General features: G+C 36.6%; 24 protein-coding genes and 1 riboswitch. Of the genes, 12 read left to right on the top strand and 12 right to left on the bottom strand.

Going from position 1 to position 21,547, the window contains the following annotated elements; genetic code table 11:
- Positions 1–174: 174 nt before the first annotated feature.
- The 5 genes from K8S13_RS11680 to K8S13_RS11660 all read right to left on the bottom strand — a co-directional run bounded on the left by K8S13_RS11680 (position 175) and on the right by K8S13_RS11660 (position 4,078).
- The gene (locus K8S13_RS11680; RefSeq protein WP_291462680.1) at positions 175–1,053 is read right to left on the bottom strand and encodes a hypothetical protein; all 879 of its coding nucleotides are present in this window, start codon (positions 1,051–1,053) and stop codon (positions 175–177) included.
- A 107-nt stretch (positions 1,054–1,160) separates the two neighbouring features.
- Positions 1,161–2,669: a hypothetical protein gene (locus tag K8S13_RS11675; protein WP_291462678.1), complete on the bottom strand. Its 1,509-nt coding sequence runs from the start codon at positions 2,667–2,669 to the stop codon at positions 1,161–1,163.
- Positions 2,670–2,722: 53 nt separating this feature from the next.
- A riboswitch (cyclic di-GMP riboswitch) is annotated at positions 2,723–2,799 on the bottom strand.
- A gap of 398 nt (positions 2,800–3,197) precedes the next feature.
- On the bottom strand, positions 3,198–3,449 hold the full coding sequence (locus K8S13_RS11670) for a PIN domain-containing protein (RefSeq protein WP_291462677.1): 252 nt from the start codon (positions 3,447–3,449) through the stop codon (positions 3,198–3,200).
- Complete coding sequence (locus K8S13_RS11665; RefSeq protein WP_291462676.1) at positions 3,449–3,709, bottom strand: hypothetical protein; 261 nt, start codon at positions 3,707–3,709, stop codon at positions 3,449–3,451. Before K8S13_RS11665 ends, K8S13_RS11670 begins: the two co-directional genes overlap by 1 nt.
- A gap of 63 nt (positions 3,710–3,772) precedes the next feature.
- Entirely contained in the window at positions 3,773–4,078 is a 306-nt protein-coding gene (locus tag K8S13_RS11660; protein WP_291462674.1) for a tyrosine-type recombinase/integrase, read from the bottom strand.
- A gap of 256 nt (positions 4,079–4,334) precedes the next feature.
- Between K8S13_RS11660 and K8S13_RS11655 the strand changes: the two genes are divergently transcribed.
- The 3 genes from K8S13_RS11655 to K8S13_RS11645 all read left to right on the top strand — a co-directional run bounded on the left by K8S13_RS11655 (position 4,335) and on the right by K8S13_RS11645 (position 8,028).
- Entirely contained in the window at positions 4,335–5,033 is a 699-nt protein-coding gene (locus K8S13_RS11655; protein ID WP_291462673.1) for a hypothetical protein, read from the top strand.
- A gap of 81 nt (positions 5,034–5,114) precedes the next feature.
- Positions 5,115–5,795, top strand: coding sequence for a hypothetical protein (locus K8S13_RS11650; protein WP_291462671.1), 681 nt, complete (start codon positions 5,115–5,117; stop codon positions 5,793–5,795).
- 250 nt (positions 5,796–6,045) lie between these two features.
- Positions 6,046–8,028, top strand: coding sequence for a PAS domain-containing sensor histidine kinase (locus K8S13_RS11645; RefSeq protein WP_291462670.1), 1,983 nt, complete (start codon positions 6,046–6,048; stop codon positions 8,026–8,028).
- 31 nt (positions 8,029–8,059) lie between these two features.
- On the opposite strand, the gene K8S13_RS11640 is transcribed toward K8S13_RS11645, so the two are convergent.
- The 7 genes from K8S13_RS11640 to K8S13_RS11610 all read right to left on the bottom strand — a co-directional run bounded on the left by K8S13_RS11640 (position 8,060) and on the right by K8S13_RS11610 (position 15,429).
- Positions 8,060–8,710, bottom strand: a complete 651-nt coding sequence (locus K8S13_RS11640) for a lysophospholipid acyltransferase family protein (protein WP_291462669.1) — start codon at positions 8,708–8,710, stop codon at positions 8,060–8,062.
- Positions 8,711–8,844: 134 nt separating this feature from the next.
- A complete protein-coding gene (locus K8S13_RS11635; protein ID WP_291462667.1) occupies positions 8,845–9,918 on the bottom strand; it encodes a DUF2117 domain-containing protein in 1,074 nt (357 codons plus the stop codon).
- A complete protein-coding gene (locus tag K8S13_RS11630) occupies positions 9,915–10,481 on the bottom strand; it encodes a hypothetical protein (RefSeq protein ID WP_291462665.1) in 567 nt (188 codons plus the stop codon). Before K8S13_RS11630 ends, K8S13_RS11635 begins: the two co-directional genes overlap by 4 nt.
- Before the next feature lie 12 nt (positions 10,482–10,493).
- Entirely contained in the window at positions 10,494–11,261 is a 768-nt protein-coding gene (locus K8S13_RS11625; protein ID WP_291462664.1) for an ABC transporter ATP-binding protein, read from the bottom strand.
- Position 11,262: 1 nt separating this feature from the next.
- On the bottom strand, positions 11,263–12,219 hold the full coding sequence (locus tag K8S13_RS11620; protein ID WP_291462717.1) for an iron ABC transporter permease: 957 nt from the start codon (positions 12,217–12,219) through the stop codon (positions 11,263–11,265).
- 68 nt (positions 12,220–12,287) lie between these two features.
- The gene (locus K8S13_RS11615; protein WP_291462662.1) at positions 12,288–13,286 is read right to left on the bottom strand and encodes an ABC transporter substrate-binding protein; all 999 of its coding nucleotides are present in this window, start codon (positions 13,284–13,286) and stop codon (positions 12,288–12,290) included.
- Between the two features lies 1 nt (position 13,287).
- Complete coding sequence (locus K8S13_RS11610; RefSeq protein WP_291462661.1) at positions 13,288–15,429, bottom strand: TonB-dependent receptor; 2,142 nt, start codon at positions 15,427–15,429, stop codon at positions 13,288–13,290.
- A gap of 423 nt (positions 15,430–15,852) precedes the next feature.
- Between K8S13_RS11610 and yedE the strand changes: the two genes are divergently transcribed.
- From yedE to K8S13_RS11565, 9 genes are read left to right on the top strand one after another with little or no spacing between them, the layout of a single operon-like run.
- A complete protein-coding gene (gene yedE / locus K8S13_RS11605; protein WP_291462659.1) occupies positions 15,853–16,947 on the top strand; it encodes a YedE family putative selenium transporter in 1,095 nt (364 codons plus the stop codon).
- Positions 16,948–16,949: 2 nt separating this feature from the next.
- Positions 16,950–17,168, top strand: a complete 219-nt coding sequence (locus K8S13_RS11600) for a sulfurtransferase TusA family protein (RefSeq protein WP_291462657.1) — start codon at positions 16,950–16,952, stop codon at positions 17,166–17,168.
- Between the two features lie 7 nt (positions 17,169–17,175).
- A complete protein-coding gene (locus K8S13_RS11595; RefSeq protein WP_291462655.1) occupies positions 17,176–17,724 on the top strand; it encodes a DUF3343 domain-containing protein in 549 nt (182 codons plus the stop codon).
- Positions 17,709–18,575, top strand: coding sequence for an NAD(P)H-hydrate dehydratase (locus K8S13_RS11590; protein ID WP_291462653.1), 867 nt, complete (start codon positions 17,709–17,711; stop codon positions 18,573–18,575). The genes K8S13_RS11595 and K8S13_RS11590 overlap by 16 nt, the downstream gene beginning before the upstream one ends.
- Positions 18,568–18,810, top strand: a complete 243-nt coding sequence (locus K8S13_RS11585; RefSeq protein ID WP_291462651.1) for a hypothetical protein — start codon at positions 18,568–18,570, stop codon at positions 18,808–18,810. The genes K8S13_RS11590 and K8S13_RS11585 overlap by 8 nt, the downstream gene beginning before the upstream one ends.
- A gap of 27 nt (positions 18,811–18,837) precedes the next feature.
- The gene (locus K8S13_RS11580; protein WP_291462649.1) at positions 18,838–19,320 is read left to right on the top strand and encodes a MarR family transcriptional regulator; all 483 of its coding nucleotides are present in this window, start codon (positions 18,838–18,840) and stop codon (positions 19,318–19,320) included.
- A 53-nt stretch (positions 19,321–19,373) separates the two neighbouring features.
- A complete protein-coding gene (locus K8S13_RS11575) occupies positions 19,374–19,940 on the top strand; it encodes a class I SAM-dependent methyltransferase (protein WP_291462647.1) in 567 nt (188 codons plus the stop codon).
- Positions 19,941–19,996: 56 nt separating this feature from the next.
- A complete protein-coding gene (locus tag K8S13_RS11570) occupies positions 19,997–20,662 on the top strand; it encodes a hypothetical protein (protein ID WP_291462646.1) in 666 nt (221 codons plus the stop codon).
- 59 nt (positions 20,663–20,721) lie between these two features.
- Positions 20,722–21,384, top strand: a complete 663-nt coding sequence (locus K8S13_RS11565; protein ID WP_291462644.1) for a DUF6064 family protein — start codon at positions 20,722–20,724, stop codon at positions 21,382–21,384.
- Positions 21,385–21,547 lie beyond the last annotated feature (163 nt).

Genomic DNA, 21,547 nt, shown 5'->3' with positions numbered 1-21,547 from the left:
AATTTGAATAAATATGTTGATACACACTTATCGTTTTTAAATCCACATCTTCATCGGTATAGGCTTTCTCAGGTACCCATCGCCTCCCCCCCCCCAGTTTATTTTGTGAAAAGTAGCAGAGGTTCGATTTGTGTTACCAGCCTAGGATAATAGGATTACAGTTGGACAATCCGATTAAAAACCATAGATAGTTGCAAAAATTCCAACATCTTCCGTATCAATAAGGCCATTTTCATTCAAGTCTGCATCCGGAAAAATATTATTTGTATACCGATCTGAAAATTCGGTCAGATCAAATCCGTCAACGTCACCGTCACTATCAAAGTCACACTTGGCAAGAAAATCAATTACTTCAATCCTAAGATATGCTGAATCAATTCTCACAATAGGTTCGGCGCCAAGCCAATTACGCCATTCTTCTATGTTATACCAGATTGGTGCATTATCACTATCAACAGCGGTATAATAAAAATGAAAATTTACTTCTACATGATTAACATCATTTCTTATTGATTTCCATTTATCGATTATCCATGGATTACTAGTAGTATTCACTGATCCATATTTCCAATCTAAAAAGCCATTTTCATGTGCTGTAACAGCAAATCCATAGAGGTACGCATTATTAATACCATAAAAAAATACTGCCACATAGTTATGGAGAATATATTCATATTCAGTGTCTGTTTCTTGGTCGTATCCCATTCTATGCTGGAACTCATTTGTGATATTCATGTAACCGCTAAATTCAACATTCATTAAAGAGGTACCATAGATTGAGACATCGATGACCTGTATCATATCGTTGTTGTTTTGTTTATCCAAACTAATTGGTGAGAAATAAAAATCTCCTTCGTAAGCAATGCTTGGATTATACACCGCCATATAATTCATTGGATTAGACACTCGATCCGGAAACCACCCTGTCATATCACCCGTTTCAGCTCCTGGGTTTTCCAAAGGTATGTGAATCCATCCAGACTGCACTTCAGGGGTTTTAATACACAGAGCAATGATTAACATAAACAATAAAAAAAATATTCTAACTTTCATGGGTTTTCCTTTCCATGTTTTAGAATAAAAATCGGATACCTATACATAACTCCCCAACCATTATTCAAACCTGTCTCTTTTCGTCCCTGCTTTTCACCAGGTTCTGTTTAATAATTCATACAATCAGTTCTGCCAAAGTTGGCAGCTAAAATCTCCAATTCTATCAATGATGGATCATTTGCCAGTACAGAAAGATCTGCTCCATCAACATCATTATCGTTTCCTTCTAAATCACCAATACATGGCTCAATTTGGCAACTCTCCCAATCCCCACCAATTTGTTTTAAATTTAAAAAATCTCTAACGATCTGATTATCTGTAAATAAATAATTTCCGCAAAAATTATTTTGATTATCATATAATTTCGTAAGATTTATTGTTTGATCCGGCACACGGCCTGTTAGTTGATTGCTATCTATATCAATAAACAAAAGATTTGTTAGTTGACCAATTTCAGAAGGGATCGCACCTGTTAATCTATTTTCATAAAGCTTAAGCACCCGAAGTTTGCTTAACTCGCCAATAGAACTAGGGATATTACCTGAAAGTTGATTAGAAGAAAGATGAAGTTCCCTCAGATTAGGTATATTGCCTATTTGATATGGGATCGCACCAATCAGTTTATTGTAAGCAAAGGTAAGAATTTCAAGATTTTTTAATCCACCAATCCCGGAAGGAATGTTACCTGTTAACTGATTCCTTTCAAGAATAAGATAAGTAAGATTAGTTAAATCAACTATCCAGAGGACATCACCTGTTAGCTTATTCCCACCAAGATTTAGTCTTTCAAGCTTGGTTAAATATCTAATCGTGTCTGGGATATCCTCTGAAAGGAGGTTCCATCCAAGATAGAGTAGTTTAAGATTTTCCAAATTTCCAATTTCGTTAGGGATACTACCTGTGAGTTGATTGCCACAGAGGTAAATATCGGTTAAATGAATTAAACTACCAATCCCTGAAGGAATGTTACCCGTCAATTTGTTGTCATTAAGATAAAGCTGAGTAAGATTATTTAAATACTGAATCTCCTGAGGTATATTACCCGTTAGCTGATTATCTGAAAGCTCAAGGCACTCAAGACTGGGTAGCTGACCAATCTCAATAGGAATACTACCTGTTAAATTATTATACCAAAGTAAAAAATTTTTAAGACTTATAAGACCACCAATTTCGCGAGGGATACTACCAGTCAATTGATTAAACCTAAGATTTAACTCTGTAAGCTTAGCTAAGTTTCCAATCTCGCGAGGGATACTACCAGTCAATCGATTGCTCCTAAGATTTAGCTCAGTAAGATTAGTTAAATTACCTAATTCAAGTGGGATAATACCTGTCAAAAAGTTATAATGTAAAAAAATACCACTCACAAAATTATTCTCGCTGTTAAGAGAAATACCATACCAACCACCCTCCGTCCCCGGCATTGCAAATTTATCTATATGAAGTGGTGGTTCTTTCCATCCGGTATTATTATTCCAATTGTCGCCATCGGTTGCATTATAAAGTGCGATGAGTGCTTCTCGTTCAATTTGTGGAATTGCTGCAAAAACAATATTTATATTTAAAAATAGAAGCAATAGAATCGGTGTTAGAAAAATTATAAGAATCTTTTTCATTCTGTATTCTCCGTTAAAACTATATTTATAAAACCAAAAAATCGGATCACCTTAATGGCAACCCGGCTATCTAAAGTTCAGACCCGCAGCTTTCCGCCCCAGTATCTTTACTGAGTTGGCTTTTTCATCTCAATTTCCTTTCACTGCTATCTGCAATATTTATTCCAATTTTGCAATAGAAAATAACTATTTTACCAAACCATTTAAGCAACAAGGGTTATCACCATATAAAAAATATGGTTATCAAGATTAAGCAGAATAACTTGGGTAAAAAATGTTATAAAATTAGGAAATTAATGTAACACTTTTAGGAAAACATTTTCCGATAGTTTCTATCCTTTTTGGGGAGTGAGTTTTTATGATGCGTGTTATTATGTTAATGACTTTCTTGTTATTCCCATGCTTTATTAATAGTTACTTCAGGCATAGGATAATGTTTCATATTAAGAGTATAGATTATACCATCAGTTTTTATGGCTGTAGCAACAAGAATAGCATCGTTTACATCAATCCCGTGACTTGGGGTGCCTATTTTTGATATAAAACTGCTGCTGTATCGATAACTTCTTTATCGACAGGCTTTGTTTTCAATAATGACAGGAATAATTGCGTGGCTTCTTTTTCCCCAGGTCGTATAAAAAATGCAACTTCTGCTCGTTGCATTGCTCCTGTGTATAGTTCATATTTTCTTTTATATCGGAGGTTGATTAAAAAATCTTCGGTTTTTTTCTCTCCTCGGAGGTGCCAAATAAGAATATCTGCATCAACAAATGCTTTCATCAATGGTGTCTTTCCATTGATTTATTAAATGCTGAACGTGCTTTTTTAATTGTCTCTTCAGGGGATTCTGAACGTTGCCATGCTCCAAAAGTTTTTGTAAAGATATCTTTATCTTGAATTTGTTCTATTCTTTTCTGTTTTGAATAAATTTTTATAGCATTTTCAATAATAGCTTCATTGGTCATATTAAATTCATCTGCTAATATTCCAATCTGATGAATTATGGATTCATCAACTTGTGCTGATAATATTTTTGTCATGATTAGCCTCTTTATTATTTATTCAAATTCTATAATATAAATTATAATATTTTAAATTAATATTCAAGTTTTGTTCTTATCATCGGTAACGTCATTATTAAATCCAAGATCCTCAACCGCCCTTGGGAATATTTTTGATAAGTATTTTGTTGGGTTGCCATTGTTGTCAGGAAAAACACAATCGGTTGTCTTTTTTTGTAAGTTTTTTTGCAGCATTTCTTTTACGGTATCGCTCATATAGGCATAACGGGATTCAGTGTTTTTTGTGTCAACAACATGAATCATGTCATTCTCAAAATCTATGTTGCGCCACATAAGTTGAAATATTTCCTTTGCCCTCATGCCAGTATGAAGGCTTAATAAAGCCATGTGCCGTCATGATAGACTATGTTCAACTAAAAAATTATTTTAAACTCCATGCATTATTTGCTGGAAACAGATGAACTAAACTTGAAAATAGTAGGTGGCCGAGAATTGCTGCTTTATTGTTGACATATGAGTCAATCCATTTATTATAATGCTTGGTCAGGGAGGCCAATGTTTCTTTAGTGATACAGTTCTCTTCTATAACATTTTGGAAAAAATAAACAACATTTTATTTTATTCATTAAAAAGGAAGAAAAAAATGAAACAATTCAAACTATTTCTTGTTATTTTCACCTTATTTTTAATATCAGTGTCTATCTCATATGGAAGCAGCTACCAGGCCACAACTGACCTTACCATCAGGGCTGTTATCAATACTGTGGAGGCAGGTGATGTTGATGCTGTTTGGAAAAAGGGAGGAGAAGAGACAACTTCTGGTGGAGATCGAGTTATTTGGGGTTATTTTTATGCAAGCCCGTCAGATGTAAACTGGGGTAGCGAGAATAATCCTGATTTGTACGTAAAAATATGGTTTGATCGTAGCGGTAGAATTGATGTGAACTTTTTTCATGTATCGGTTCCTGATATTGAAGTGTATTCCGAGTATTCAGGCAACGGTACCTCAAATCAGTACAATAAAAATACTATGGAAAACAGATATTACAGGCATGAATACAACTCTGATACAACATCTATTGTAGGGACTTGGGTTAGAACGTCATATTCAGGCGATAGCGATGGACCTGAATGGACTACTTTTAATTCTGACGGCACCTACACTGATAATAATCAGGCTTTCTCCAGCAGTTATCTTGTGTCGGGTAATAATATATCAGGATCTCATGTCGAAAGTGATGGCACAGTAACTTGGAATGGGACGATATCAGGAACCACCATATATATTAATTGGTCTCATTCAAATGGCTATAGCGGGAGTATTACCTTGGTCAAACAATAAGAATTATTTATAGCAGAATTATTTTTAAGGCAGTACACTTCTTCTAAAAAAATATTCTGTCATCTTTAAGGGCTGCGATTATTGAAGAACAATAAACGAAATAATTTTATTATTATTTTTTTAATAATCATGGCCCCCCTCTTTTTTAATGTGAAATCAATAATAGCAGAGACAAACACTGTAATATTTAAAAATGGCTCCTACCTTATTAATTTCACATCAACCTCATTGGATAAGATCTTCAAAGAAATTGAAAATGAATTTCAAATTACCATAATAGGGTTAAATGGCAGGCGCTCAGAGAATATCAGTCTTTTCATAAAAGATGAGAGTGTGGAAGGTATTTTAAAAAAAATAATTAAATCAATCGGAGAGAAAAGTTATGCCTTTATCTACAATTTCGAGAAACTGATAAGGGTATATTTTGTTCCAGAATCAGAATTTGACTTTATCCCTTCCGAAGAAAAACCAAAGATTAATATTCACAAAAAGAACTATTTTGGTGCTAGGGTCACTTCAGTTTTTTACGATTCATATGTGCATTCTGCCGAGTTAAGAATAGGAGATATTATTACAGAATATGACAATGCCCAAATTACAAGAGGGCCTATTGAGCTCTATAAATTAATGAAAGAAAGATCAAACCGTAATTCTATTGAAATGAGGATTTTAAGGAACAAGGTCCCTATGAGCATATTTGTAACCGGGGGACTTATAGATGCCGGTCTGAAAACAATAGCACTTGACGATACAAATTTTTAGACCTAACTTTGTATATCAACAGCCATGTCTTGGTCAAGATAATACAAGCAACCCTCTTTTTTTTAAAATTAATTTGTCTTACATCCTAATATATATTATTGTAATTTTTATTTAGTTTGACCGGAATATTTAAAGTATTCTAGTGGTTTTATGGTTTGGGGAGTGTGCAGATTATTGCAACCATTCTGTTATTTAATAATTTGCAAGCACTCACAACTTAAATAAATTGAGAAGGCTCAAGGACTGAATTATGTCTGAAAAATCGACTTATGAAGAACTGGAGCAACGGATTCTGGAATTGGAGCAAGTCGTATCGGGACGTAAACAGGCAGAGAAGGCTCTGCAAGAGAGCGAAGCAAAATATAAATCTTTAATCAATAATCTTAATGTAGGGGTTTATAGAAATACTGTAGGATCTAAAGGCAAATTCATCGAGGCAAACCCTGCTCTTGTGAAAATGTTCGGCTTTGACAGTATGGAGGAATTTTTTAAAGTAAGCGTTTCTGATTTATACAAGAGTCCATATGACAGGAAGCAAGTTGCTGCTGAAATATTAAAAACAGGCACAGTAAGAAATAAAGAATTACAATTGCAAAAGTTGGACGGGACTTTATTCACCGCTTCAATATCTGCCGTAGCGGTAAAAGATGAAGAAGATGAAGTCAAATATTTCGATGGTATTATTGAAGATATCACTGACCGCAAACGAGCCGGGGAGGAATTAAGAAAAAGTGAAGAAAGATTAAAAGCGATTTTTGAAGCAAACCCTGATCCTGTTGTGGTGTACGATATCAATGGACATCCGTTATATTTAAATCCTGTCTTTGCTGATATCTTTGGATGGACCTTAAATGAACTGCAAGGCAGACGTATCCCATTTGTACCTGATGACCAGCAAGAAATTACCCATTTGAAAATAAAAGAAATTTATGAATCTGGAAATCCTGTTCGATTTGAAACAAAGAGGTTATCCAAACATGATAAGACTATCAATGTTTTCCTTAGTGCTGCGATAATAAAGGATAGTCAAGGGATAAACACTGGCCTTGTTGTTAATTTAACGGATATTACCGAACGAAAAAAAATAGAAAATCAACTCAGACAATCCCAGAAAATGGAGGCTATTGGGACCCTTGCCGGAGGAATTGCCCATGATTTTAATAATATTTTATCCGGTATTTTCGGTTATACCCACCTGGTAGGAATGAATATTAATGATCCTGTAAAAATAAAGAAAAATTTAAATCAAGTGGTTAAAGGTGCTCAACGGGCTGCTGAACTGGTACAACAGATCCTGGCATTCAGCAAGCAGGTGGAATACAAGAAAAAACCGCTTGAATTGTATTTTATTGTCAAAGAAGCAATTAAATTTTTACATTCCTCGATACCCACAACCATTAAAATACAAGAAAATATATCATCCAGAGCAATGGTTCTGGCAGATTCCACCCAGGTACATCAGGTCGTTATAAATCTTTGCACAAATGCTTATCACGCGATGGGTGATTCAGGCGGAATTTTATCTGTGGAGTTAAATGATGTAGAAATTACACACCCGAGCGAATTTATGGCAAATTTCTGTAAGCCAGGTAATTATGTTAAACTTGAAGTAAGAGATACAGGTCATGGCATGAATAAAGAAACCCTGGAAAGAATATTTGACCCGTATTTTACAACAAAAAAACTTGATAAAGGTACAGGCCTTGGGCTGGCTGTGGTTGCCGGCATTGTTAAAAAGCATAATGGCTACATCAAAACATATAGTAAGGTTGGCCATGGTTCCACGTTTCAGGTATTCTGGCCAGTCACTGAAAATAAGCGTTCCCATAATTTCTCAGAAAACAAAAAAATAGATTTACCCAAAGGGACTGAACAAATTATGCTCGTGGATGATGAAATAGATATTCTTGTCACATCACAGGCAATCCTGGAAAAACAGGGGTATAAAGTAGCAGCATTTAAAAACGGGTTATCTGCATTACAGGCCTTTTCTAAAAATCCGGATTATTTTGATCTTGTCATCACCGATATGGCCATGCCTCAGATGGCAGGAGACGAATTTGCTGTTAAGATTTTAAAAATTCGAAAAGGAATGCCTATTGTTCTTTGTACAGGGTTCAGTGAAACCATATCTGAAGAAAAGGCAGCATCTCTGGGTATTAAGGGCTTTTTATTGAAGCCGATTGTGATGAATGATTTTGTTAATAAAATTCGTGAAGTGCTGGACGATTAAATATTTGTGGATTTATTCATTGCCGGAATCCTTAAAGGCATAGTCTGGGTCTCATGATATTTTCAAGATATAAACGATGGCGTTCAAAATCATTCCCATCGTCAGATGCATTAAACCGGATCTCCCGGCCAAAGGTGATACAGACCCGTGAAAAGGGTTTGGGCAGCATAAATTTATCCCATGAATTGAAAAACCAGGCATGTTCTGCGGACGTATAAAAAGGAACCACCACTGCATCAGCCTCAATGGCCATCTTGATTGCGCCGCCCTTGACCCTGCCGATGGGACCGGTGGGGCCGTCAAGGAGGTGGGCGCCAAGTCCGTAAGTCTTTAAATGATTAATCATCAGAACCATGGCTTGTCTCCCCCCCCGTGTAGAAGAACCCCTGGGGGTATGCCAGCCGCTCCTGTTGGCCACTCCTGAAATTAAGTCTCCATCTTTGCTCTGGCTGATCATCAGGCCGGGATTGTATTTGGAATAGGTTTTAAAATGGTGGATAGCTGAGAAAAACTGCTGGTGCCATGCACATAAAAGAATGGGAGTGCCCTGTTTCATAAGTTCCTGCCAGTGTTTCTCATTTTCAACCCTGAGCCTGAAGGTCATACTGTAAATCCGGATAAAGTAATAAATAAAAATAATAAAAGGCCGGGTGTAAATAATAAATTTTAATCTTTTAAGCATTGGTTACTCCCCCAAATTAAAACTTTCGGGCACTTTAACAGATATATAGGGTAAAGTAACCTCCTATTTGCTTTTCTACTATCTATACGCAAATAATTAACCGGATATTATTGACTTAATTTGTAATACAAATTTTAATAATGCTGGATTTTAACTAAATCATTTTTTGCAATTTTAATTATTTGATCTTTAAGCACTTTGAAATCCATTGCTATATTTTTTTTGTTATTAAATATTTCTCTAAAAACTTTTAAACCGAATATGTCGTCTGCCTTGACTGTTAATTTCATTGAGCCTGGCGTTATGTGTGCCTTTTTGTGGATAATATCTTCATCACCATCAATAATACCTATGACAGGAATTTGAAAACGATACATAATATCGCCAACGATGGAAGTGGTATCATCTCCAACGGTTACAATCCCTTTTGTGTCATTTGTTAAATTATATACATACATTCCCGCATGATCTATAAATGTGATTTTTGTGCCGTTTGTTTTTTTTATTCGCGGTATATGTTCTGTTCGTCTGAGAAAAGATGATGTTGTAAGTTTAATAGTTTCTAAATCAATGCCTCCAAATCTTTCCAGTTTTTCTATTCCGTGCTCTTTAATTTGAGCCCCTTGAATCTCAATAAGATGTTTCCCTTTAGAGACAAATACAATTTCTGTTTTTAAAGCCGTGCCGACTATGATGCCGTCTACAAGAACAAAATCATTTATGTTTGCTGTGGTTATTTTTCGGTATGTTTTTTTGTTTTTTTTCCATACCAGAGGAGAGTCGGTATCAATTTGCTTGTGTGGCTTTTTTTGTTTAATTCCCATTTTTTGTAGAATAGAAATAATAACAGGATTATTATTGTCGTTCCACTCTACAAAACAGGGATGACTGCATTCAATTTGAAGAATGGGTATTTTTAAACCCGCACGCTTAATAATCATATTGCCAAAAGTTAAACCTGAGTGAAGCGTCTTGCCGTAATTAACAATAATGATATCTTTTAAATTTAAAGCCATGCGGGAAAGACAATTGCTTGGCATTTCATCCCAGAATTCAATATTTTCAAGCCCACTGTCTATAACAGCAGTCCGGCCCATAGTCCCCGCTAATACACACTTGACAGAATCTATTTTTTTTATGGTATTAATAATTTTTTTGGCCCACATGGAATCAAAAACTTCGGGACCGTGAAACAATAACCCTATCATTTTTTTATTCCAAACAGTTTTTTGTAAAGTTCAATATGCTCTCTGCTCCATACGGCATCATGAATATGGTCTTCTTCTTCCCAATGGGTAATATTCCTTTTCCACAAATCAATTGGTTTTGTATAATTTGCTGCATCTTTTCCTGATAAAACGATCATTTCTGCAGCATGCTCATACGCATCTGCGGATAGAAAATGTTCTCCTTGTGTATCACAAAATTGTGCAACCTCTTCATACACGTTTATACAGGCAGCCCATTTTTTTTCTTTTTCATACAGTTGTGCCGTTTTATAGCCCAAAATAACAATAAGCTCTTTGTATTTGGCTTTAATAGCAATCTTAAAGGATTTTTTGTAATATGATATTGCTTTATCAATTTCTTTTTTTACTTCTGATAAAGAGGCAGCGTTCATATATCCATAAATTCCCAAGACATAACTGCCTTTAATACTTTTAATATCTGCATATTCCTCCCATTTATCCGGGTCTGCATCATGCCTTGCATCACTTTCAAGTTTCCTGCATTTATAATAAGTATCTTCTTTTACTTTATCCCAATCCATTTTATTCCTCCTTTAATCAATCACCTTGATTGGCGATATTTGTAAAAAATTATTATGGTTATTTATTATGGTTTGAACTTTATAAACTGTTTTGATATTTTCTTTGGTTAATACTTTTGCCGGACTGTCAAAGCAAAAAATTCTGCCTGAATTTAACATTATAATTTTATTTGAATACCTTGCTGCCATATTTAAATCGTGTATGGCTATAATGGCCGATTTTTTTTGTTTTTTAACCAGATCTTTTATCATTTCCATGATTTGAATTTGATATTTCAAATCCAGACTGCTTGTCGGCTCGTCCAGGATTAAGCAATCCGTATTTTGTACAAACAACCTTGCCAGTAAGACTTTTTGTTTTTGTCCTCCGCTTAAATGATCAAAATTTTTCAATGCAATATCTTCAAATTTCATAGACTTGATAATTTTTGAAGTTGCATTTATATCTCGTTCTGTTGGTTTCCATTTAATATAAGGCATTCTTCCCATTAAAATGACATCAAAAACTATAATGGGAAATTTAAAGGGGATATTTTGAGGAAGATATGAAATATACTTTGCCCTTTCTAATCTGCTTATTTTTGAACTGTCTTTGCCATTAATTAAAACCCTGCCTTTGGTTGGCTTTATTATGTTAGCAATACATTTTAAAAGTGTTGTTTTTCCTGAACCATTAATCCCTATTATACTTAAAATCTCACCTTTATTTAAGCTTAATGTAATATCATTAAGAACAAGTTTTTTTTTGTATTTAAAAAAAAGATTTTGAATATCTAACAATTTATCTCCAATACTCTTTTGTTTTTTTCATCAATAAATAGAAGAAAAAAGGTACGCCAATAAAAGAGGTAACAATCCCTATCGGTATTACTTGCGGCGGTAATATTATCCTGCCGACTGTATCTGCTGTTAATACAAGTGATGCCCCGACAAGTGCGGCACCGGGCAATAGAAATCTATGGTTGTATCCGATAAGCATTCTAACGATATGTGGAGAGACAATTCCAATAAAACCTATTACGCCGGTAAAACATATTGCCCCTGCTGTAATTAAAGAGGCACACACTATTCCAAATATCTTTACTTTTTCAACATCTATTCCCAGGGCTTTTGCAGATTCATCATCTGCAGCAATAAGATTAAAACTCCAGGACCATTTAAAAAGCAACGGCATAGGAAGAAGTATCATAACAGAGGCGATCCCTATTTCATTCCACCCAACCTTGGATAAGCTTCCAAAAAACCAGAATACTATTTCATTCACTTGCTCCATGGTTCCCAGATATTGAAAAAGAGAGCTAAGGGATGAAAAAAGAAACATTATTGCAATGCCTGCAAGTATCATTGTTTCATTTGTAAAGATTTTTATTTTTGCAATGCTTAAAATGATAAGAGATGAAAGCATCGTAAAAAAGAAAGCACTGCTGGCAACAAAATATTCTTTGTAAAAAAAATCAGCATCAAGAAAAAAAATTGCAATAACAGCCCCAAAGCCGGCACCGGATGCTGTGCCAAGAGTATATGGCGAGGCAAGGGGATTTTTAAGTATTGCTTGAAAAACAGTTCCTGCAACAGCAAGTCCGCTTCCTGTTAAAATTGCCATAACTATACGAGGGACTCTTAACTCCCAGATAATTTTATGTTGCAAACCGACATTTGAGAAAAAGGCTGTAAACGATTTTTTAAAATCAAAAGATTCAATACCATTAGAAATGCCAATTAATGCGGCTATAAACATAACGAGCAGAAGAAAAGTTAATAACAAAATTTTCTTTTTGATGTTTTTTTTGTATTCATTGCTGATATTCAATAAACGTATGTCCCATAGAATTTAATACCCTGAAATTTTTTAAAATATTCTTTGTGCAGTTTTTCAGGGTTAAAATCTTTAAAAAGTTTTGGATAAAACCATTTTGCCATATAGCTTAAACCGATAAGAGTTCTTGAACCTGTCCATATCTCGTTTGAAATTAAAAACACCTTATTATTATGCACTGCCTCAATGTTGTCCCAGAGCGTTCTTGATTTTATTTTTTTTGAGAGCTGTTTTAAGCAGTTTAAATCATCTGCCGAAGTGCGGCTGTTTTTCCCAACCGCTTTAATAATAATATCCGGATTGTTTGATAAAACCCATTCCGACGTTATTTTAGGATATGGCACTAAAATATTTGAAGCTATATTGTTTCCACCAGCAAGCAGACACATTTCATTGCCTCCGGAATTTTTCCCGACAGTATTGTAATTTAGATAGCCTTCAATATAAACGCTTGGGCGCGATTCAATATTTTTCAATTTTTCTTGTATAAAATTTAAATTTTCCCTGTACCATAATATAAGCTTCTCAGCATCTTTATCTTTTTTTAAAATATGTCCGAGTATTTTTATTTCTTTTTCAATCGTGTTCAGTTTATAAAAATTAAGCCGGATGATTTTAATGCCAAAAGGATTTAATTTTTTTTCTAGAGTCCGGCTTGGATAATCTGTATAACATATAACAATATCGGGTTTTAATTGTGCAATTAACTCATAATTAACCTCTCTCCAGCTGCCGACTTTTGTTCTGTTTTTTAAATCTTGCCAAAACAGAGGTTTTTTTGAAACCTCAAAATGAACGCCTGTTACATATTCTTCCGCTTTAATGGCACGAATAATTTCCAAGGCATCGGATGTTAAAACCACTATTTTTTTAACAGGTGATTTAAGAGTTATAAATTTGCCTGTAGAATCTTGAATGATTTCACCAAACAGCTCACTTGCAAAAAATAGAGATAGAAGGAGGACTGTTATAATAGTATTTTTTTTCATTTTAAAAAATAAAACTGATACCTGCTTCTATATATCTGCCATCTAATGGGTAGTACATTGTGTGATTTGGGCTGCCATCAGGGAATCCTGCTCCCCCCTCATTAAATATATTTTCTTCTTTTCTGTCTAAAAGATTAAAGGCAGATAACCATATTTTATAATTTTTGCGATTGTATGAAAGTCTTAAATCAAGAGTTGTATAGGCATCAGTCTGATAACGATTAAGAACATCAATTTCCTGCTCTCCATAATAATTTGCATCAGCACTAAGTTTGAAAAATTCTAAAAAATAGAAATCTAAACCAAGTGTAGAAGTAAATTCGGGGACATGCGGTACTGTTTTTCCTGAGATATCAAAATTGTCCTTCGAACTAGAGGCTGATGTTCCAAATTCATAAGCCCTGAAAATTGCTTTATCCCATTTTGCACTTTGATATGCTCCTTGAAAACGATATTCAAAAAAAGAAGAAAGTTTTCCGTTTGCTTCTAATTCAACACCTTTATGATCTGCATCTCCAATGTTTTTATATCCCTTCCAGGAGCTTCCATCATAAAGAGACATATATTTATCTTTTACATTCATAGAATAAACCGACAAAGCCAGATTTAGTTTTGAACTAAACTCGGCTTTATAACCAAGCTCGTAAGTAAGATACTCTTCCGATTTTAAATCTTCCGGTTTATTTAAAGGGGAATCCTTTTCCATGGCGTATTTATAATATATTAAAGCAGGATGCCAATATGATTTGGAAGCTGAAAAATATAGTGATGAGGAAGGTGTTAAGTAATAAAGAGGTGTTATGTTCCAACTGTAATCAGTTATATCATTACTTATCTTTTGCGGCACTTGATTTTCTATGTCATATTTTACTTTGTCAGCACGTATGGCAAAATTGAATTCGAAATTTTCAAAGGCTATTTCATTATCAAGAAAGAGACCAAACCGTTCTTTTTTGGAATCTATGTTTGCTTTACTAACAGCAGTTGTTTGAGAAGAAGAAAACGGTGTTGGCGACCACGGATATGTCCGCAATTGATCAAATGAATTTTTTTCATAATCCACTCCCAACGTCGGCGTATATCTTACATCATTATTAAAATTAAAATAATAACCCATTGATGCATTCGCAAGTAACCTGTCACTGTCTCTATCCTCCTTGTAATCATAATACGAACTTGTTTTGCTTGCGGCAGCATCTAAACATTTTGGTAAATATTGATAAATATGATCAGTCTTATCATAAGAAATTAAGCTGTTTGCAAAATATTTATCCTCTTTATGAGCAAAATCGATACTAAAAGCCGAATTTTCATTCTCATTTTCTCTGAAATGAACAAGCGTATCGTCTGTTGCTGATTTTGGGAATATACTTTCTTCTCTATAATTATCAATCTGCCACTTTGTTTTTGCATATATTGTGTCATAGTCTGTTTCTTGATGTGAAAAGCTAAACCCCACCCTGCTATCTTTTGAAAAATTATAGCCGGTATTTAACCTAACAGCACTTCTTTTTTTTTCATCATTTTCATAACCGTCCGTATTAAAAAATGACCCCCCCAAACGATAATCCCAATTTTTCACCATTCCATCTATGCTTGCAGATGCTTTTTTACTATTCCACGAGCCATATGAAATGGCTGTTTTGAATTGCGGTTTTTCCGTTTTTCCTTTTTTTGTAATAATATTAATAGCTCCGCGTGCTGCATCCGGACCAAAAATCATTGCAGCTGATGAACGAAGAACCTCAATTTGTTTAATATCTGAAACAGGAATGGCATCAAATTCTACATAATTACTAATGCCTGAATTCAATGGCACACCATCTACAAGTACCAGAACTCCAGCAGATTGAGATGAGCGGTTACCGCGAATAGTCACTCTCTCCCGGCTATCGCTATCTTTAGTTGCTCCCGGTATGGTTTTAACAATATCAACTATATTATTTGCTCCCATATCTTCTATTTGCCCGGCTGTAATGATAGATATGCTGGCAGGAGTTTTTCCTAATTTTTTATCAATATGATTAGCTGAAACAACAATTTCATCAAGAGTAATTATTTTTGCCCCTTCTTCTGTTGCATTAGCAATTACAACAAGAAAAAAACAAAAAAGTATATTTATCACGAAGTTCAATTTTTTCATTATAAGCCTCCAAGGCTAAAAACAAAAAAACCGCACCCACATTAGTATTTTCTTAATACCATTGTTTTTGCGGTTTTGTTTTTTTAAATAAATTTTATATTAATTGTAATTAGACTTCGTGTCTAAATTTTTTGAAATTCAAGTATACATATTATGACAGATTTTTTTTTTCAAGTATTTTTTTATATTTTCGTAATAGACTTTAAAATGGCATAGAACTGAACAGGACTGATCTTTGGAACAAAGATTGTTATTTTATCTGGAGCAAGAAAATATCACAGCCTGTATTAATTTATTCTATGGATGACGGGTTTTATATTTTAATTATCAATTGGATTTTCTAAAAGATTTGTGGAAAAAAGACTTAACCGAGTGATGCGTAGAGATTTGAACTATATTAATGGCTTGAAAGGATGAGATAAAATGGCTAAGAATTTTTTTGCCGGTCGATGGGGGATTGTTTGTGTCGGCGCAGTTATCGGTATTCTTGCGGGAATTTTGCAGAAAATGGGGAACCCGGGAAACATGGGGATCTGTGTGGCATGCTTTGAAAGGGATATTGCAGGGGCCTTAGGGCTTCACAGAGCAGGTGTAGTGCAATATATGCGTCCGGAAATTATTGGCTTTGTCTTAGGCTCTTTAATTGCGGGTTTAAGTTTTAAGGAATTTAAACCCCGTAGCGGATCCGCACCCATTGTCAGGTTTGTTCTGGGTGTTTTTGCCATGATCGGAGCCCTGGTTTTTTTAGGCTGTCCCTGGCGTGCTCTGCTTCGCCTTGCCGGCGGGGACGGTAATGCCATTATCTGCCTGCTGGGATTAGTCGGGGGAATCTGGATCGGCGTCCTTTTTTTAAAAAACGGGTACAACCTGGGCCGAAGCCAGGCAACTCATAAAAGTGTCGGCCTGGTGTTCCCCCTTATCATGCTGGGTTTTTTATGCTTGATGTTTCTATATCCCCAGGTGGCAGGAGAAAATAAAAACGGGGTATTGTTTTACAGCCTTAAAGGCCCTGGTGCCATGCATGCACCATTGTTTACAGCCCTTGTGATCGGGCTTGTGATCGGGTTTGCAGCCCAAAGAAGCCGGTTCTGCACCATGGGAGCTTTCCGGGATCTGATCTTGTTTCGCCATGTTCATCTTTTAACGGGATTGATTTCTCTTGTACTTTTTGCATTTGTTACAAATCTTGTTCTGGGCCAGTTCAATCCGGGATTTGAAGGACAGCCGGTTTCCCATACCATGCATGTCGCCAATTTTGCAGGCATGGTGCTTGCGGGCCTTGCCTTTGCTCTGGCAGGAGGGTGCCCCGGACGTCAGTTGTTCCTTTCCGGTGAAGGGGATGGTGATGCAGCCGTATTTGTTCTGGGAATGATTATGGGAGCTGCCATTGCACATAATTTCGGACTGGCAAGTTCACCCAAAGGTGTTGGCCCTCATGGAATTGCTGCTGTGGCAGTCGGTCTTATCGTGTGCCTGTTTATCGGGTTTACAATGAGAAAAAATATCAAAGGAGTATAGCCGTGAGTATAACGATTGATGCAAGAGGGTTTTCATGTCCTCAGCCAGTGTTAATGTTTATGGAAGCCGTTAAATCAGGGAATGAAAAAGAGATAATTGTTCTGGTGGATACAGATGCTTCAAAAGAGAATGTCTCAAGGGCGGCAAAAAGCAAAAAATACACTGTCAATGATATCCGGCAGCAGGGGGATGAATACCGGATTACCATTGTAAAGGATTAGGGCACTCTTGTTTAAATTAAAGCTGTTCAAAGAAAAAAAACAGAATAATTTTTCCCGGGCTGAACTGGGTATCCTTGTGTTTGAAAATACAAGCGAGGTCATTGCTGCCCAAAGAATTTTATTGGCGAATGACTGGGAAATCAGGGTGATGGGCCCACCACCGGAAATTCAGAGCGGGTGTGATCTCGTGATTGAGTTCCCCCTGATCCAGGAACTCAATATTCTGCGACTCCTTGAAAAGTCAGGGATTCCGCCTATTGAAACGGTTCCGGTTACGGACCCCCTGCTCCAGCCGGTGGATCTTTTTCATATAAAGGATTTTGGCCAATTCCTCATGGTCAGGGCTGCCAATATGAAAATTACTGTGGAAAAAAGCACCCAATTGATTGTCAATGTTTCCGGAGGCGGTTGCCCGGATGTGCCGTATCTTGCTTGTGTACTTGTGGGCAAAACCATGGCACAGGCTCCCAACCCTTTGGACATCGGGCATACCCTTTGCGGCTATGCCCTTGGACTTGCTTTTAAGGAGATGCAGAAAAGATGCTCGCAGTGGTAGGCACCGTCCCGGATCCCAATTTCCCCCTGACTGTGGGCAGGGTGGATATGGTTGAAAACAGGCTCAGTATCGATGGAAAATATGTCCGGGTGAACCGGGGAACTCCTGCGCTTTTAGGTGCTATGGTCAATACTTTAAAAGTACTGGGCTCAAGAGATATAACCGGATTTATTGCAGGTGATATAGGGCTTGGCGACGGCAGTCGCGAGCTGTATCGATACCTGGTTGAAAACGGGCCCCAAATTGATTTTGATACCATTGTATTCCATTACCTTCAGCCGGATGTAGACTGGCATAACCGAATTTTGTTTATGCTGAATGATTTTCAAGAAAAACCAATGTTGATCGCAGATGCCGGCTTTATGTATGCTGCCAAGATGAGCGGTCAGGCTCAATTTTATGATCTTTTTACACCGGATGTGGGAGAGCTTTCGTTTCTTGCTGATGAAGCCGCACCACATCCGTTTTATACCCGGGGGTTTATCCTCCACGATGATAATAAGATTCCTGATCTTATCAGCCGGGCGTATCTGCATGGAAATGCTGCAAAAAATTTACTTGTAAAAGGGGCAACAGACTTTATTGCAGATAAAAATGGTGTTGTCTTTTCTGTAAACAGCCCAATAGCCGAAGCCATGGAGGCTATGGGAGGGACAGGGGATACGATCACCGGCATTGTTACTGCGCTTGCAGACACAGGAATACAAGTTTCAAAAGCCGCCAAAATTGCAGCAAAAGTTAACCGGCTTGCCGGATTTTTTGCAAAACCCACTCCTGCCACCCAGGTTGGCGAAATCATCCGCCATATCCCACAGGCTCTGGAAAAAATATTAAAGGAGTCATATGTCTAATAAGCAAAACGATGGTCATCAACTCATCAATCCGGAAATGACAGTCCTTGATGTTGTGGCCGCTTATAAGGAAACCCTGTCGGTTTTTAAGGAATACGATGCGCTTGCAAAAGAGTGCATTTGCTGCAAATCACTTTTTGAAACCATTCATAGTGTATCAGCCAAGTATGGGTTTGATCTGAACAACCTTTTGGACGATTTGGAAGCTGCTGCAAAGATTCAATTTAAAATTTAAATAAATTTTTTCTTGACAAAAGCGTATATGATATATACACTATGGACCATGAATAAAGAAAAACTCATTATACACGGAAAATTTCAATCCATAATGGACCTTGCTCAGAAACTTGAAAAGGCTCCTAAGAAATTTGGCACGGGGGAGCTTCTTTCCCGCTCTGAAATTCATTTGATTGAGATTATCGGTGATAATGAGGACCTTAGTGTTACAGATATTGGAAAGTATCTTGGAATAACAAAAGGAGCGGTTTCGCAAAGCCTGAAAAGGCTTGAGGCAAAGGGGCTTTCTTTGAAAAAAACAGACCCGAAAAATCTGTCAAGATCCATTGTAATGTTAACCGCAAAAGGATTTACAGCTTTTTGGGCCCATCGACACTGGCATGAAACAATGGATGGCGGATTTTTAAAATATATGGAAGAACTGAACACCAGTGAAATCAATATTATTATTAATTTTCTGGAAAGAGTTGAAGATTTTTTGAAACGAAGAATTCAGTCCAGAGAGTAATATTTTTTTATTTAAAGTGTTTAGCTTATAAACACTAATAGAGGAGATTGAATATGTATAACAAAGAATACAAAGGTGATATTTGCAGTCATGATCATTCCTTTTTTCTGGACAATTTTTTGCGGCGGCTTATTCAAAACCCCAAAAAAGTAGTGGGTGAGTATATTAAAGAGGGAGATACGGTCGTAGACCTTGGCTGCGGCCCCGGATATTTTTCCATAGACATGGCTAAAATGGTCGGGGAATCCGGCCGTGTCATATCTGTGGATCTTCAACCTGAAATGCTTGAAAAAGTTAAGAAAAAGGCGAGAAAACAAAATCTTTCCCAGAAAATAACGCTTCACAATTGTCCCCAGGATCAAATCGGTCTGGACCAGGATGTGACAGCTGATTTTGTCCTGGCATTTTACATGCTTCATGAGACACCCAACCATATTAAATTTATGCAGGAAGTTAAAACATTTTTGAAAAGGGGGGGTAAATGCCTGATTGTTGAACCCAGATTCCATGTGTCTAAAAAAAATTTCCACCAGGTGATACAGGATATTAAAAATATCGGGTTTAATGTTCTGGGCAACCCTTTAAAAAAAGGCGGCAGGAGCCTTTTGGTATCGGTTTGATAGATATTATTAGTTAATAAAATTGACTGATAGTCAGTCGCATAAGGAGATGTACTATGGAACAAAACAACCCGATAGCCCCAAAAGGTATCAGTGATATAATACGTTTTGGAACTGCGTTTTCATTTTTCTTTTTTCCGGCATTTTTTATTATTGCCAATCTGCTTCACCCGAACCTGGTGGAGCCGGGTTCAATGTCAAGCGGGCAGGACTGGATTGTCCGTTTTCGTGGAAATAACATGCTTCATTTTGCACATTTTCTGGAATTTATGAGTGCTCCGTTATTGATTATTATTGCAACACATTATTACAGGCAAATCCAAAATACTGCACCCTGGTTGGGTTTTTCCGGTTATGTTTTTGCAGTCTGGGGTGCTTTAATGCTCATTGGCAACAAAAGTGCTATTTGTTTCACAATCAGTGCGTTTGATACATTGACTGATGAAAACCTCAATATGATCATACCGGCATTGGATGCCTTGCTTAATATGGAAGGGCTGCTATGTATTTTAAACTCCCTCCCGCTTCTTCCTTTGGGCTTTCTGTTTATCTCAATCGCTGTTTATCGATCAAAGATAGTTTCACGTTTTGAAAGTATTCTTATTGTTTTGGGATCTGCCCTGCTGCTGAATCCAGAGATTGAAATCATAAATTTAACCGCTTCGATAATCCTGCTGATTCCCTTTTCAATGTATTCGATAAAGCTGTTAAAGGGTAAATAAACACCAACAATATCCGGTATTACCCCGGATATGAATTAAGAATTTAAAGGAGAAGTAATATGATAGACACCCAAACATGGTGGGGAATCATTCGGGCATATGGCAGCGATATTTTCCCGTTACAAATCATTACCGTATTTATTGCAGCCATCATTACCTGGCTGATTATTAAAAGGCCCGGAAACCTGACAGATTTTTTTGTAAAAATTTATTTCATATTTTGCTTTACATGGATCGGAATTGTTTTTTTTCTCATGCACGCCCAGCTTTTTCCAGGGATACAAGAAAGGGTGCAGGCCGGATTATTTATTACCTTGTCCGCGTTATTCGGGCTTGATATTTTCAAAAAGAAAATAAGCTTTAGATGGCCAGGGAGCAGATGGCATCAAATGGTAATATTTTTTTTGCTTTTTGCTGTTTTTGCGTATCCACTGGTTGGAATGGCAGCGGGCCATTATTTTCCCGGGATGATCATTGTGGGAACACATCCCTGCCCGACAACAGCATTCGCTCTTGTTCTGCTGGCTGCAGCACTGCCCGGGACAAATAAATTTTTATATATTTTGCTCATGATATGGGCAATTCCATTTCCAATTTTTATTCAGATTCCAAAATTTGGTGTTTATGAGGATACAATAATGTTGATATGTGGACTTTTTGCTTTGATTATGCTGTTGAAAGCCGGCAGGAAAAATAACAAGTCATTACAGGAGGTCATATAATGCCTTTTAGAATATCGCCGCTCTGGTGGCCGTTTTTAGCCATATCTTCACCACTGGTGCTTCCCTGGCTGTTCGTCAGAAACCGTGGTTTCAAAAATAACCGTATCCGCGCACAGGCGTTGAACAACCAGCGGATAGAACAAGCCGGTATCCTTGAATTACC

This window comes from Desulfobacula sp. (assembly GCF_021107415.1).
This window is presented reverse-complemented; position numbering and strand designations above follow the sequence as displayed.

Bases quoted from the DNA above. Each gene is read 5' to 3' on its own strand.
- K8S13_RS11680 (WP_291462680.1), bottom strand. From the start codon at position 1,053: ATGAAAGTTAGAATATTTTTTTTATTGTTTATGTTAATCATTGCTCTG.
- K8S13_RS11675 (WP_291462678.1), bottom strand. From the start codon at position 2,669: ATGAAAAAGATTCTTATAATTTTTCTAACACCGATTCTATTGCTTCTA.
- K8S13_RS11670 (WP_291462677.1), bottom strand. From the start codon at position 3,449: ATGAAAGCATTTGTTGATGCAGATATTCTTATTTGGCACCTCCGAGGA.
- K8S13_RS11665 (WP_291462676.1), bottom strand. From the start codon at position 3,709: ATGACAAAAATATTATCAGCACAAGTTGATGAATCCATAATTCATCAG.
- K8S13_RS11660 (WP_291462674.1), bottom strand. From the start codon at position 4,078: ATGGCTTTATTAAGCCTTCATACTGGCATGAGGGCAAAGGAAATATTT.
- K8S13_RS11655 (WP_291462673.1), top strand. From the start codon at position 4,335: ATGAAACAATTCAAACTATTTCTTGTTATTTTCACCTTATTTTTAATA.
- K8S13_RS11645 (WP_291462670.1), top strand. From the start codon at position 6,046: ATGTCTGAAAAATCGACTTATGAAGAACTGGAGCAACGGATTCTGGAA.
- K8S13_RS11640 (WP_291462669.1), bottom strand. From the start codon at position 8,710: ATGCTTAAAAGATTAAAATTTATTATTTACACCCGGCCTTTTATTATT.
- K8S13_RS11635 (WP_291462667.1), bottom strand. From the start codon at position 9,918: ATGATAGGGTTATTGTTTCACGGTCCCGAAGTTTTTGATTCCATGTGG.
- K8S13_RS11630 (WP_291462665.1), bottom strand. From the start codon at position 10,481: ATGGATTGGGATAAAGTAAAAGAAGATACTTATTATAAATGCAGGAAA.
- K8S13_RS11620 (WP_291462717.1), bottom strand. From the start codon at position 12,219: ATGTTTATAGCCGCATTAATTGGCATTTCTAATGGTATTGAATCTTTT.
- K8S13_RS11615 (WP_291462662.1), bottom strand. From the start codon at position 13,286: ATGAAAAAAAATACTATTATAACAGTCCTCCTTCTATCTCTATTTTTT.
- K8S13_RS11610 (WP_291462661.1), bottom strand. From the start codon at position 15,429: ATGAAAAAATTGAACTTCGTGATAAATATACTTTTTTGTTTTTTTCTT.
- yedE (WP_291462659.1), top strand. From the start codon at position 15,853: ATGGCTAAGAATTTTTTTGCCGGTCGATGGGGGATTGTTTGTGTCGGC.
- K8S13_RS11590 (WP_291462653.1), top strand. From the start codon at position 17,709: ATGCTCGCAGTGGTAGGCACCGTCCCGGATCCCAATTTCCCCCTGACT.
- K8S13_RS11585 (WP_291462651.1), top strand. From the start codon at position 18,568: ATGTCTAATAAGCAAAACGATGGTCATCAACTCATCAATCCGGAAATG.
- K8S13_RS11580 (WP_291462649.1), top strand. From the start codon at position 18,838: ATGATATATACACTATGGACCATGAATAAAGAAAAACTCATTATACAC.
- K8S13_RS11575 (WP_291462647.1), top strand. From the start codon at position 19,374: ATGTATAACAAAGAATACAAAGGTGATATTTGCAGTCATGATCATTCC.
- K8S13_RS11570 (WP_291462646.1), top strand. From the start codon at position 19,997: ATGGAACAAAACAACCCGATAGCCCCAAAAGGTATCAGTGATATAATA.
- K8S13_RS11565 (WP_291462644.1), top strand. From the start codon at position 20,722: ATGATAGACACCCAAACATGGTGGGGAATCATTCGGGCATATGGCAGC.